Source organism: Acinetobacter sp. CIP 101934 (assembly GCF_000369585.1).
Lineage (GTDB): Bacteria > Pseudomonadota > Gammaproteobacteria > Pseudomonadales > Moraxellaceae > Acinetobacter > Acinetobacter schindleri.
This window is the reverse complement of sequence record NZ_KB850094.1, coordinates 1,002,959-1,015,998: the sequence shown is the minus strand read 5'-3', so window position 1 is coordinate 1,015,998 and position 13,040 is coordinate 1,002,959. Positions and strand designations below refer to the sequence as shown.

The following is a 13,040-nucleotide window of genomic DNA, read 5'->3' as shown; positions in this document are numbered from 1 at the left end:
TTTGACTTTGTTATTACACGTATTCCCAATATTTCTTGGTTCACATCAATCAATATTGGTATTTTCGGATCTTAGATTTTACTTATCTTTATTTTTAGATGATTATTCATTCAAAAACAACCACCAAATGTAAAAGAGCGGCCGGAGCCGCTCTTTTTTAGATTATTTACGCTTACGCTGAATCGCGTGGATGGCACGTCCATCGACGGCCAGTGCTGCTTCGTGCACCACCTCAGAGAAGGTTGGGTGACCGAATGTCATTAATTGTAAATCTTCAACTGAAGATACAAATTCAAGCGCGATCATACCTTGGTGTGCGATATCAGATGCATTAGGACCCACAACGTGCATACCTAAAAGACGGTCTGTTTTCGCATCAGCAACGAATTTCACAAAACCAGCCGTATCACCAGCTGCCAATGCACGACCATTCACCGCAAACGGGAATTGGCCTGCTTTCACTTCATGGCCTTTTTCTTTGGCTTGCTCTTCAGTTAAGCCCACCCAAGCTGCTTCTGGATGGGTATAGATTATGCTGATGATGGTGTCATAGTTCACTTGAGCAGCATGACCGTGGATACGCTCCACTGCCATTACACCCTCTTCCATTGCCTTATGTGCAAGCATTGGACCGCGTACCAAGTCACCAATCGCATAAACACCTTCAACAGAAGTTGCACACCAATCGTTTACTTCAACTAAGCCACGTTCAGTCAGTTTAATACCGCAATCATCTGCCAATAAACCTTCAGCATAAGCACGACGACCTACACAAACGATCAATTTATCGAAAGTTTGTTCTTTGTCTTCACCGCCTTGGGTATATTTAACAGTCACTTCACGACCATTAACATCAGTACCTGAAACTTTGGCACCGAAACGAATATCTAAACCCTGTTTTTTCAAGATTTTTTGATATTCTTTCGCCAATGCTTTGTCCGCCATTGGCAAGAATGTATCCAGTGCTTCAAACACAACCACTTCTGCACCTAGACGACGCCATACTGAACCTAACTCTAAACCGATAACACCTGCACCAATGACACCAAGACGTTTAGGAACTTCTGGGAATTTCAATGCACCAGTCGAATCAACAATCAAGTCTTCATCAACAGGAGCTACTGGAATATTGACAGGTACAGAACCAGTCGCAAGAATCACATATTTAGGCTCTAAAACCTGTACATCACCTTCAAACGGTGTGAATTCTACTTTTTTACCTGCAAGTAATTTACCAGTACCTTGTAACCACTCGATACCATTACCTTTCAGTAATTGAGCAACACCACCCGTCAATTGATCTACAACTTTGTCTTTATGTGCCAACAAAGTGTCTAGATCAAATTTAACTTCACCTGTGGTGATACCATGTTCAGCAAGTTCGTGAACGGTTGCTTCATAGCGTTGGGAAGAGTCAAGCAGTGCTTTAGATGGGATACAGCCCACATTTAGACAGGTACCACCCAAAGATGGCTTACCTTTGTGAATACGTTTTTCGATACACGCAACTTTAAAGCCAAGTTGAGCCGCACGAATTGCCGCTTCATAACCACCTGGGCCACCGCCAATAACAACAAGATCAAATTGTTGAGACATTTTTATCTCCAAAAATGGGCTTAGAGGATCGCTCCGAGCCCACTGATTTATTCTTTAGAATTAAAGGTCAAGGATGAGTTTAGCTGGCTCTTCTAACAATTCTTTGATTGTTACAAGGAAACCTACAGCTTCTTTACCATCGATTAAACGGTGGTCATAAGAAAGCGCCAAGTACATCATTGGCAAGATTTCAACTTGACCATTTACCGCCATAGGACGCTCTTGGATTTTGTGCATGCCCAAAATAGCAGTTTGTGGCGTGTTTAGAATTGGTGTAGATAACAATGAACCGAAAGTACCACCGTTAGTAATAGTGAATGTACCGCCAGTCATATCTTCAATACCAAGCTTACCGTCACGTGCTTTATAAGCATAGTCACGAATACCGTTTTCTACTTCAGCATAGTTCATACGGTCTGTATCACGTAATACAGGAACCACTAAACCACGGTCAGAAGAAACCGCAACACCGATGTCGTAGTAACCGTGATACACGATATCGTCGCCATCAATAGAAGCGTTTACTGCTGGGTAACGTTTCAATGCTTCAGTTGCAGCTTTCACGAAGAAAGACATAAAGCCTAAACGTGCACCATGACGTTTTTCAAATGCGTCTTTGTATTGTGCACGCATTTCCATGATTGGTTTCATGTTGACTTCGTTGAACGTAGTCAGCATTGCTGTTTCTTGAGTTGCAGCAAGCAGACGTTCAGCAACACGTTTACGCAGACGAGTCATTGGAACGCGTTTTTCAATACGTTCACCAACCGCAACGCTTAACGGTGCAGCAGCAGGCGCTGCAGGTTTAGACTGATGGTTCGCAACATCTTCTTTAGTGATGCGACCGCCACGACCTGTACCAGATACGTCAGCAGCATTGATACCAGATTCAGTCAATGCTTTACGTACTGCTGGAGCCTGGTCTTGAACCTGTTGACGCTCAACGATCGGTGCATTACCTGCTTCAGTTTTTGCAGCAGCTTGCTCTACTGATGCTTCAGTTTCAGATTGAACTGCTTGAGTTTGAGTTGCGCCAGATACAGCACCTTCTTCAAACTGTGCAATCACTTCAGCAGAAAGCACTGTATCGCCTTCATTTTTAACGATTGATGCAATTGTACCGTCTGCAGGAGCAACAACTTCTAAAACAACTTTATCAGTTTCAATATCACAGATCACTTCATCACGTGATACTGCTTCACCTGGTTGTTTGTGCCAAGTTGCGATCGTACCGTCCGCAACTGACTCTGGAAATACCGGTGCTTTAATTTCGGTTGCCATTATTTAGAATCTCCTGGATTATTCAGCATCGATCGCTAGAGCGTCGTTAACGAGCTGAGCTTGTTGTTTTGCATGCAAGTATGGTGAACCACACGCCGGTGCAGCTGAAGCTTCACGGCCTGCGTAACTAATACGGATTTGTTTACCCGCTTTCATCACATCGTCATATAAACGAGGCGCGATGAACAACCAAGCACCTTGGTTTTTCGGTTCTTCTTGTGCCCAAACCAGTTCTTTCAGGTTTGGATACTGAGCAAGAACTTCTGCAAGACGTGCTTCTGGGTACGGATACAATTGTTCAATACGTACAATTGCAGTGTTGTTCAATTCTTTTTCACGACGTTTTTCAACCAGATCGTAGTAAACCTTACCACCACACAATACCAGACGGGTTACGTCTGCTTTGTTGATGTTATCTACTTCGTCGATCACAGTCTGGAATGTACCGTTAGCCAGTTCTTCCAGATTAGACACCGCTAATTTATGACGAAGCAATGATTTAGGTGACATGATGATCATTGGCTTACGGATCGGGCGGATTGCCTGACGACGTAACGCGTGGAAGATCTGTGCAGGTGTAGTTGGAGTCATCACTTGCATGTTGTCTTCAGCACATAGTTGTAAGAAACGTTCCAGACGTGCAGATGAGTGCTCAGGGCCTTGGCCTTCGAAACCGTGTGGCAGAAGCATAGTCAGACCACATACACGTTCCCATTTGGTTTCACCAGATGAGATGAACTGGTCAATCACCACCTGCGCACAGTTTGCAAAGTCACCGAACTGAGCTTCCCAGATGATCAGGCTCTTAGGAAGAGTCGTCGCATAACCATATTCAAATGCCAGTACTGCCATTTCAGACAATAAAGAGTCATAGATCGCAACGCGCGGTTGGTTCTCTTTGATGTGGCAAAGTGGAATATAAGTTGAGCCATCTACCTGGTTATGCAGTTTTGCATGACGGTGTGAGAAGGTACCGCGACCCACGTCTTCACCAGTTAAACGAACCAGATAACCATCATCTAGCAGTGATGCATAGGCTAGAGTTTCAGCAGCACCCCAGTTCAGCGGCATTTCACCAGTTTGCATTTTCAGACGGTCGTCAATCACTTTAGATACCTGACGCTGCATCACGAAGCCTTCTGGAAGCTCACGCATTTTGCGACCAAGCTCTTTAAGACGTTCTAGATCACATGTAGTATCCCACTCGTCTGTGTATTCATGGCCCAGGTACGGTGTCCAGTCTACGAACATTTTCTTGTTCGGCTCTAGAACCAGTGCATTGGCTACATGTTTACCGGCTTCAAGATCAGAACGGTATTGTTCAACCATTTGATCTGCAGTTGCGCGATCAAGTACACCTTCTTGAACCAGTTTGTCGGCATAAAGCGTACGAGTGGTCGCTTTTTTGTTGATCACTTGGTACATCATTGGCTGAGTTGCAGCTGGTTCGTCCGCTTCGTTATGACCACGACGACGGTAACAGAACATATCGATCACGACGTCTTTACGGAAAGTATGACGGAAGTCATGTGCAAGCTGAGCTACAAATAATACAGCTTCCGGATCATCACCATTCACATGGAAGATCGGTGCCTGGATCATTTTCGCGATGTCAGTACAGTATTCTGTAGAACGTGCATCACGTGGATCAGATGTGGTAAAACCAACTTGGTTGTTCACTACGATATGAACTGTACCACCTACTGTGTAACCACGAGTCTGTGACATCTGGAAGGTTTCTTGGTTTACGCCCTGACCTGCAAATGCAGCATCACCGTGAACAATCACTGGTAACACGTCATCGCCGCCAATGTCTTTACGACGGACTTGACGTGCACGTACAGAACCTTCAACTACAGGTCCAACGATTTCAAGGTGAGATGGGTTAAACGCCAATGCCAAGTGAACCTCACCACCTGGAGTCATCACGTTAGAAGAGAAACCTTGGTGATACTTAACGTCACCAGAACCTTTCTTGTGTAGTGATTTGCCTTCGAACTCACCGAACAGGTCAGCCGGGTTTTTACCCATGATGTTAACCAGAAGGTTCAGACGACCACGGTGTGGCATACCGATTACGACTTCTTTACAGCCTACAGAACCGGCACGCTGGATCAATTCATTCACCATAGGAATGAAAGACTCACCACCTTCGACACCAAAACGTTTTGCACCCACGAATTTATTACCGAGGTATTTTTCCAGACCTTCAGCCGCAGTTAAACGTTCAAGAACATGTTTTTTCTGATCAGCACTCAGGCCATATTGACCACGTGCGCTTTCAAGACGTTGCTGGATCCAGCGTTTTTCTTTGGTATCCACGATGTGCATGTATTCAGCACCGATAGAGCTACAGTAAGTCGCTTCCATCGCTTGGACCATTTCGCCCAAAGTCGCTGCTTCCTTACCAATCGCAAGGTTACCGGTATTGAATATAGTGTCCAGATCAGACTGAGTTAAACCGTGCGCAGAAAGATCAAGATCTGGCACAACTTCGCGTTTAGCCAGACCTAATGGATCCAGTTTTGCTTTTTGGTGGCCACGGTTACGGTACGCAGCAATCAGCTGTAAAACGCCAATTTGACGACGTTCATGCTCTGAACTTACTGTCGATTGGATAACAGGCTGAATACGGCTTGAATTGCGACCTAAAAGTAGGAATTGCTCACGTACATTGCTGTGTGGTTGATCACCTTTTGGGAATTTATCGAAGTACGCTCTCCAGTCAGCACCCACTGAGTCTGGAGCGGTCAGATACTGCTCATAAAGTTCTTCAATATACGCTGCACTATCAGCGCTAAGTTCAGTGTCAAGACGCAGAGCGTCAGCAACTTCTTGCATTTGTGGACCCATTTCCTATTGCAAAAACATTTTCAGGATGCTTTTTAAGCAAAACCCAGGATTAGTAATGTCAAATTGGTAAGATGACATTAGTCCCCCATAAGGCATAAGCCATGAGGCGCTATCACCACACCAAGAGCAACTCTTGATATGTTTAATGAACAATAACGCCCCTCAGCGGCATCATCACTCATCGAATACCCGATAAAAACCGAGCAATTTTTTGCAAATCGACTTAGAAAAAACAAAGGCTTAAGCTGTATTTTTTCTAAAGCGACTCTAACTTACCTTTATATACCAGTTGCAGGTTTTTCCGTGTTTAAAAAGTGTACATTAATCCTTACATTTTTTGGATATAGTCTTATGCTAAATGCTATCACGATCTCGACTAATCAATTGATTTTTTTGACGAGAAATGTGTGTTTTTTAGTCAAATACATCAACCAGAAATTACTCTAACATAGGGAGCTTTAAATGAAAAACACAATCTCCGTAGACTAAAGTCCTACATCCATCCCCCATACCACTGATAAACAAAAAGAGAGTAAATCTTCCAATCCACTCCCTTTGCAATCTTGCGTTATATAATAACATTATCGGGAATCTTTTTCAGGTCAGTTTTACATCTAAAAATCATAAATAAATCGAACTACATCATATTAGTGCACAAACCTGAGCAAAATGCTCTGAAATAATTCATCACCTTTTATGATTGCACCAGAGCTCCTGCTGATAACTTCTGCTTGTCAACTAGTTTTACCCTTTTCAGCGCCCCTATAAAGCAAAAAGCACACCAAGTGGTGTGCTTTTTTGACAAACTGTTATTCGCAGTCTGAATTAGCCAGCCATATCTAGAAGCATGTTACGGATGTGACCGATTGCTTTCGTAGGATTCAAGCCTTTAGGACATACAGATACACAGTTCATGATGCCTTTACAACGGAACAGCGAGAATGGGTCGTCAAGACGAGCCAAACGCTCTTGAGTTGCTGTATCACGTGAGTCAATGATGAAGCGGTAAGCATTCAACAATGCTGAAGGACCCAAGAACTTATCAGGATTCCACCAGAATGACGGACATGAAGTTGAACAGCATGCACAAAGAATACATTCATACAGACCATCAAGATGTTCACGTTCTTCAGGAGACTGCAGACGCTCTTTAGGCGGTGCAGGCTGATTGTTGATCAAGAACGGATGAATTTTGTTGTACTGATCGTAGAACTGATTCATGTCTACAACAAGGTCTTTAACTACTGGAAGACCTGGCAGTGGACGGATTGTGATTGTTTCTGGTAAATCATTCAGGTTCCACAGACATGCAAGACCGTTTTTACCATTGATGTTTACACCATCAGAACCACAAATACCTTCACGACATGAGCGACGGAACGTTAAAGATTCGTCTTGTACTTTTAATGCCAGAAGTGCGTCAAGCAACATACGGTGCTTGTCAGTCAATTCCAGTTTAAAAGTTTGCATGTACGGTGCTGCATCCTTATCAGGATCGTAGCGGTAGATATTAAATGTACGAGTACCTCTACTCATCTTACTTCTCCGAATTAGAATGTACGTGGTTTAGGTGGAATTGCATCAACCGACAATGGACGGTAACGCACTGGTTTGTACTCAAGACGGTTGTCCGCAGAGAACCATAATGTGTGCTTCATCCACTCATCATCACGACGACCGTATGGGTATGCAGGATGGTCAGGAGACTCTTCAAAGTCTACTACCGTATGCGCACCACGGCATTCTTTACGCGCTGCAGCTGAAATTAGAGTCGCTTTAGCAACTTCATACAAGTTTTCAACTTCAAGTGCTTCAATACGTGCTGTGTTGAATACTTTAGATTTGTCTTTCAAGTGAATGTTGCGCACGCGCGGTTCAATTGCAAGAATCTGTTTCACACCTTCTTCAAGAAGTGCAGATGTACGGAATACACCAGCGTGGTCTTGAACGATATCACGAATCGCATCAGCAACTTCCTGAGCATTTTCACCTGTCGTTGATTCGTCAAGTTTACGAATACGTGCAACAGTTTGCTCAAGTACAGTGGTAGGAAGCGGCTCATATTCATCACCGTGATGTTTAGTCACATAGTCGATGATATGCTGACCAGCAGCCTTACCAAATACAACCAAGTCAAGCAGTGAGTTTGTACCTAGACGGTTTGCACCATGTACAGATACACAAGAACATTCACCAATCGCATAGAAACCTTTCACTGGTTTAGTGAAGTTACGGCCTTCTTGGTTAGTAGAGTATGTATCAGTATTTTTATCGTAGTGAGTAACCAGTGCTTCAGTTTCCGGAGACTCTGGAACAACAACCTGACCATGAATATTCGTAGGAATACCACCCATTTGGTAATGGATTGTTGGCACTACCGGAATTGGCTCTTTGGTGATATCAACGTTCGCGAATTTCTTACCAATCTCAAATACAGATGGAAGACGTTTCATGATCGTATCCGCACCCAGGTGCGTCATATCAAGAAGGATATAATCACCTTTAGGACCACAGCCACGACCTTCTTTGATCTCTTGGTCCATAGAACGTGATACGAAGTCACGTGGTGCCAAGTCTTTCAAAGTTGGAGCATAACGTTCCATGAACGGTTCGCCATCTTTGTTACGAAGGATTGCACCTTCACCACGACAACCTTCAGTTAGCAATACGCCTGCGCCCGCAACACCTGTAGGGTGGAACTGCCAGAATTCCATATCTTGTAATGGAATACCTGCACGAGCTGCCATACCAAGACCGTCACCAGTATTGATATACGCGTTAGTAGATGCACGGTAAACACGACCCGCACCACCAGTAGCAAATAGAGTAGCTTTCGCCTGGAATACTGCAATTTTACCAGTTTCCTGATCGATAGCAGTTACACCAAGTACATCGCCAGCTTCGTTACGGATCAAATCAAGTGCGATCCATTCTACGAAGAATTGTGTACCCATTTTCACGTTGCTTTGATAAAGCGTATGAAGAAGTGCGTGACCTGTACGGTCAGCTGCAGCACATGCACGAGGAACCGCTTTTTCACCGTAGTTTGCAGAGTGACCACCGAATGGACGTTGGTAAATCGTACCGTCTGCGTTACGGTCAAATGGCATACCTAAATGTTCTAATTCATATACCACTTGAGGTGCTTCACGCGTCATAAACTCGATCGCGTCCTGGTCACCTAACCAGTCAGAACCTTTAACTGTGTCATAGAAGTGGTAGTGCCAGTTATCTTCTTGCATATTACCAAGAGATGCACCAATACCACCCTGTGCCGCAACAGTGTGTGAACGTGTCGGGAATACTTTAGTCAGTACAGCAACTTTTAAACCAGCTTGAGCAAGTTGGTAAGATGCACGCATACCTGAACCACCGCCACCCACGATGACAGCATCGAAAGTTTCATGTGGAATATTTGTGTAATCTTCTTTAGGGTTAATTGCGCCCATGATCTCTTCCTATCAAGCCCAGAAAATCTGGATTGCCCAGATTGCGTATGCTAATACAGCGATAATCACTGCTGAAGTCAATACAATGCGTAAACCTGATGCTGATGGACCCATTTGACGAGTAGTCACATAGTCAGTGAAAACCTGCCACATGCCAATCCATGCGTGTGCAACAAGAGAGAATACTGCCAATAAAGACAAAATCTTCATTGGTGTAGTCATCATAAAGCCGTACCACTGTTCAAAGTTGAAGCCACCATTCAGTAGAATCCAACCCAAAACGATAACAGTATACACAGCTAGAACCACTGCACTCACACGTTGAAGAAACCAATCGCGAGAACCTGAACCCGTTAAACCAGTAGCACTTTTCATTAGAGTACGATCCATACAAATGCTGCAACAATACCGATCGCAGACAAGATTAATGAAATAGTAGCTGCAGTACGGCCGCTTTGCAGTTCTTCTGCAACGCCAACATCTGCAAGTAAGTGCTTAATACCAGTAAACGTATGATAGATTAAGCCGGCTACAAATACCCATACAACAAAACGCACGATGAAACCGTTAAAGATTTCTTGCACTTGAGCAAAACCTTCAGGCGAAGACAATGACTTGTCTAAAATCCATAAAAGGACCGGTACGAGTAAGAATACGATCACACCAGAAAGACGGTGTAGAATTGATGCAATAGCCACAGGTGATTTTAAGTTTACTTCTAAAACTTGACCCATGGACAAATTGACAGGTCTGTTGCTTTTCACAGCGGGCATCCTGTAGTTAAAAACTCCATCCGGAGTTTGTTGGAATTAATTCGAAGGAAAGCTGGCATTGATTAGGCAAATACATGCCTAAACGTAAAACGACACTGAATTATAAAACGCTCACTATCAAAATACAAACAACTCTCATAAGCTTTTTGGCTAAAAATCCTTTAAATAAGAATCATTAACAATAAGATTAATCTGCAATAATTTTATAATTGCCTTCAATCAATACTTATATATATGTTTTTAAATAATAAAGCCGATTAATTTAGTCCGATATGGATATATATTAGAAACATCTGTTCTTTAGACTAAAGGTGAAGATTCAAGCACTTAGTGCTCGATTGAAAATATCACTCAAACTATACAGAACCCTCTATTTTTTAAAGATTTACGATAAGCCAAATGGTGAATACAAAACTATCTTTATAATAGTTGAATGAATACGTCACTTAGGCAGATAAAACGCATTTCAGTACCACTTTATGCTATTCAACTTAAAAATGTGAAACAGGTCTCCAAATAAATCAAATTAGCATGATTTAATCGAGCAAAAATAAGTCATTTTTTAATCAAACAGACATTTCCAAATATTCTATTAAGTGCTTTTATTTATAAGACCTGACAAAAACTACCAACCCTTGAAAAAGCTGTAAGTAGTGAAATTTATATAGTTTTAGCCACTTTATCATTATAAACCTAATCATTTTAAACATTTTTTTACGATTAAAAGATGATAATTATTGCTGCAAACAATGCATTTTTTTCTGCACCTCCTGCATGTTTTATCTTATTATAGCGCGTTGATGCTGTGATTTTAATAAAGCTTTTTATACAGAGATTATGTGACTAAGCCGCTGTGTAACGTCATTTTTTATCCATAAGTATAATTGACAAAATTTCAGTACTCACTAATCTTATAGCAAATTTTTGATCCGTCCGTTTTGTACATTAAAAGATTGATAGACAACTCGGATAAACATTCACCAGGACAGGAGATCTATTGAATGTCTGAAGCAACTGGCAAAAAAGCCGTTTTACAGCTTGATGGCAAACAAATTGAACTACCAATTTACAGCGGCACATTGGGCCCAGATGTAATCGACGTTAAAGATGTGTTGGCTGCAGGTCACTTTACTTTTGATCCTGGTTTCGTATCTACAGCTGCGTGTGAATCTAAAATCACTTTCATCGACGGTGGTAAAGGCGTTCTTTTACACCGTGGCTACCCAATCGACCAGTTAGCGACTAAAGCAGACTACCTTGAAACTTGCTACCTTCTTCTAAATGGCGAGCTTCCTACTGCTGAACAAAAAGTTGAATTTGATGCTAAAGTTCGTAACCACACGATGGTTCACGACCAAGTTAGCCGCTTCTTCAATGGTTTCCGTCGTGACGCGCATCCTATGGCGATCATGTGTGGTGTTGTTGGTGCGCTTTCTGCGTTCTATCACAACAGCCTTGACATCGAAAACATCGACCATCGTGAAATCACTGCGATTCGCTTGATCGCTAAAGTGCCTACACTGGCTGCTTGGACTTACAAATACACAGTAGGTCAACCGTTCGTTTACCCACGTAACGATTTGACTTATGCAGAAAACTTCCTGTACATGATGTTTGCTACACCTGCAGACCGTGACTACAAAGTTGACCCGATTCTTGCGAAAGCAATGGACCGTATTTTCACGCTTCATGCTGACCACGAACAAAACGCGTCTACTTCTACAGTACGTCTTGCTGGTTCTACTGGCGCTAACCCGTATGCATGTATCGCTGCTGGTATCGCGGCGCTATGGGGCCCTGCTCACGGTGGTGCAAACGAAGCTGTTCTTAAGATGCTGGATGAAATCGGCACTGTAGAGAACGTTGCTCCGTTCATGGAAAAAGTAAAAACTAAAGAAGTTAAACTGATGGGCTTCGGTCACCGAGTTTACAAAAACTTCGATCCACGTGCGAAAGTAATGAAAGAGACTTGCGACGAAGTGTTAACAGCACTTGGTATCAACGATCCACAACTTGCTTTGGCTATGGAACTTGAACGTATCGCGCTTTCTGACGAATACTTCATCAAACGTAACCTTTACCCGAACGTAGACTTCTACTCAGGTATCATCCTTAAAGCGATTGGTATCCCGACAGAAATGTTTACTGTAATTTTCGCTCTTGCACGTACAGTAGGCTGGATCAGCCACTGGTTAGAAATGCACAGCGCATCTTACAAGATCGGTCGTCCTCGTCAGCTTTATACTGGCGAAACTCAACGCGATATCGTTCGTTAATTCGAATCGCGTCGAAAGACCCAAGAAACCGCCCTTTCGGGCGGTTTTTTATGGACAATAAAAATATAAGCACAGCAGTAGCAAATAAAAAGTTGAGATTATTGTCTTAAATAGAATGATAAAGATGCTTACAAATCCAAGCCTATAACCCCGTTATAATCAGGTCATCCTGGCTATTCATAAATACTATGCCCTACCGTTTTTTATTCCTGTTGTTAAGACTAATCCGATTTCCACAATTTAAATGCCGTCAGCTGACTGTAGGCGAAATCCAGATGTGTCGTTCAGTGTTTGGAGACCGGATTGATTACGGCAAGGTGCATGTTATGAACCATCCTTTCCTGCCTTGGCAACCCAAGCATATTCTGATGGCACCTAGTGGCTATATTCATGTACGCAATGCGCTTTTTAAAGATGACTATTCCAAAGAGACTGCAAGTTATCGTGCAGTGTTTATTCATGAGATGACGCATATTTTCCAGTATCAGCATGGCATTAATGTAATATTGCATGGCGCGATATTACAGACCGCTTATTTTTTAAGTTTTGGCCGCTATAATCCTTATCAATACTTTTATATTCCCGGCAAGTCTTTCTGGACCTACAATATTGAGCAGCAAGGTGATATTGCACGTGATATTTATCTTCAAAAGCTGCCAAATATCATTCAGGAAACGGATTAGAGAGCAGTATATTAAAATCTTTATATATGAATCTTTTTGCCCTGTTCAGGCAGATTCGATACAAAACAATATGTGATCCTTTTATTTTTAATCATCCAGTTGCATTTCAACAATAAATCTATGCAAACA

At 42.6% G+C, this 13,040-nt stretch carries 9 protein-coding genes; 2 read left to right on the top strand and 7 right to left on the bottom strand.

The window, feature by feature from the left end:
* Positions 1–162: 162 nt before the first annotated feature.
* From lpdA to sdhC, 7 genes are all read right to left on the bottom strand, one after another.
* Complete coding sequence (gene lpdA, locus F899_RS05245; protein ID WP_005221253.1) at positions 163–1,596, bottom strand: dihydrolipoyl dehydrogenase; 1,434 nt, start codon at positions 1,594–1,596, stop codon at positions 163–165.
* Between the two features lie 60 nt (positions 1,597–1,656).
* The gene (gene odhB / locus F899_RS05240) at positions 1,657–2,877 is read right to left on the bottom strand and encodes a 2-oxoglutarate dehydrogenase complex dihydrolipoyllysine-residue succinyltransferase (RefSeq protein WP_005221252.1); all 1,221 of its coding nucleotides are present in this window, start codon (positions 2,875–2,877) and stop codon (positions 1,657–1,659) included.
* An 18-nt stretch (positions 2,878–2,895) separates the two neighbouring features.
* The gene (locus tag F899_RS05235; protein ID WP_005221251.1) at positions 2,896–5,718 is read right to left on the bottom strand and encodes a 2-oxoglutarate dehydrogenase E1 component; all 2,823 of its coding nucleotides are present in this window, start codon (positions 5,716–5,718) and stop codon (positions 2,896–2,898) included.
* 837 nt (positions 5,719–6,555) lie between these two features.
* On the bottom strand, positions 6,556–7,266 hold the full coding sequence (locus F899_RS05230) for a succinate dehydrogenase iron-sulfur subunit (protein ID WP_004810837.1): 711 nt from the start codon (positions 7,264–7,266) through the stop codon (positions 6,556–6,558).
* Between the two features lie 14 nt (positions 7,267–7,280).
* Positions 7,281–9,179, bottom strand: a complete 1,899-nt coding sequence (locus F899_RS05225; protein WP_004810838.1) for an FAD-binding protein — start codon at positions 9,177–9,179, stop codon at positions 7,281–7,283.
* A gap of 12 nt (positions 9,180–9,191) precedes the next feature.
* The gene (gene sdhD / locus F899_RS05220) at positions 9,192–9,554 is read right to left on the bottom strand and encodes a succinate dehydrogenase, hydrophobic membrane anchor protein (protein WP_004810840.1); all 363 of its coding nucleotides are present in this window, start codon (positions 9,552–9,554) and stop codon (positions 9,192–9,194) included.
* Positions 9,554–9,952, bottom strand: coding sequence for a succinate dehydrogenase, cytochrome b556 subunit (gene sdhC, locus F899_RS05215; protein ID WP_008301879.1), 399 nt, complete (start codon positions 9,950–9,952; stop codon positions 9,554–9,556). Before sdhC ends, sdhD begins: the two co-directional genes overlap by 1 nt.
* A gap of 1,001 nt (positions 9,953–10,953) precedes the next feature.
* On the opposite strand from sdhC, the gene gltA reads away from it, so the two are divergent.
* Positions 10,954–12,228, top strand: coding sequence for a citrate synthase (gene gltA, locus F899_RS05210; RefSeq protein WP_004810845.1), 1,275 nt, complete (start codon positions 10,954–10,956; stop codon positions 12,226–12,228).
* Between the two features lie 188 nt (positions 12,229–12,416).
* Complete coding sequence (locus F899_RS05205; RefSeq protein WP_034433930.1) at positions 12,417–12,911, top strand: hypothetical protein; 495 nt, start codon at positions 12,417–12,419, stop codon at positions 12,909–12,911.
* Positions 12,912–13,040: the final 129 nt, after the last annotated feature.

Coding starts and splice junctions, on each gene's coding strand:
- lpdA (WP_005221253.1), bottom strand. CDS start 1,596: ATGTCTCAACAATTTGATCTTGTTGTTATTGGCGGTGGCCCAGGTGGT.
- odhB (WP_005221252.1), bottom strand. CDS start 2,877: ATGGCAACCGAAATTAAAGCACCGGTATTTCCAGAGTCAGTTGCGGAC.
- F899_RS05235 (WP_005221251.1), bottom strand. CDS start 5,718: ATGCAAGAAGTTGCTGACGCTCTGCGTCTTGACACTGAACTTAGCGCT.
- F899_RS05230 (WP_004810837.1), bottom strand. CDS start 7,266: ATGAGTAGAGGTACTCGTACATTTAATATCTACCGCTACGATCCTGAT.
- F899_RS05225 (WP_004810838.1), bottom strand. CDS start 9,179: ATGGGCGCAATTAACCCTAAAGAAGATTACACAAATATTCCACATGAA.
- sdhD (WP_004810840.1), bottom strand. CDS start 9,554: ATGAAAAGTGCTACTGGTTTAACGGGTTCAGGTTCTCGCGATTGGTTT.
- sdhC (WP_008301879.1), bottom strand. CDS start 9,952: ATGCCCGCTGTGAAAAGCAACAGACCTGTCAATTTGTCCATGGGTCAA.
- gltA (WP_004810845.1), top strand. CDS start 10,954: ATGTCTGAAGCAACTGGCAAAAAAGCCGTTTTACAGCTTGATGGCAAA.
- F899_RS05205 (WP_034433930.1), top strand. CDS start 12,417: ATGCCCTACCGTTTTTTATTCCTGTTGTTAAGACTAATCCGATTTCCA.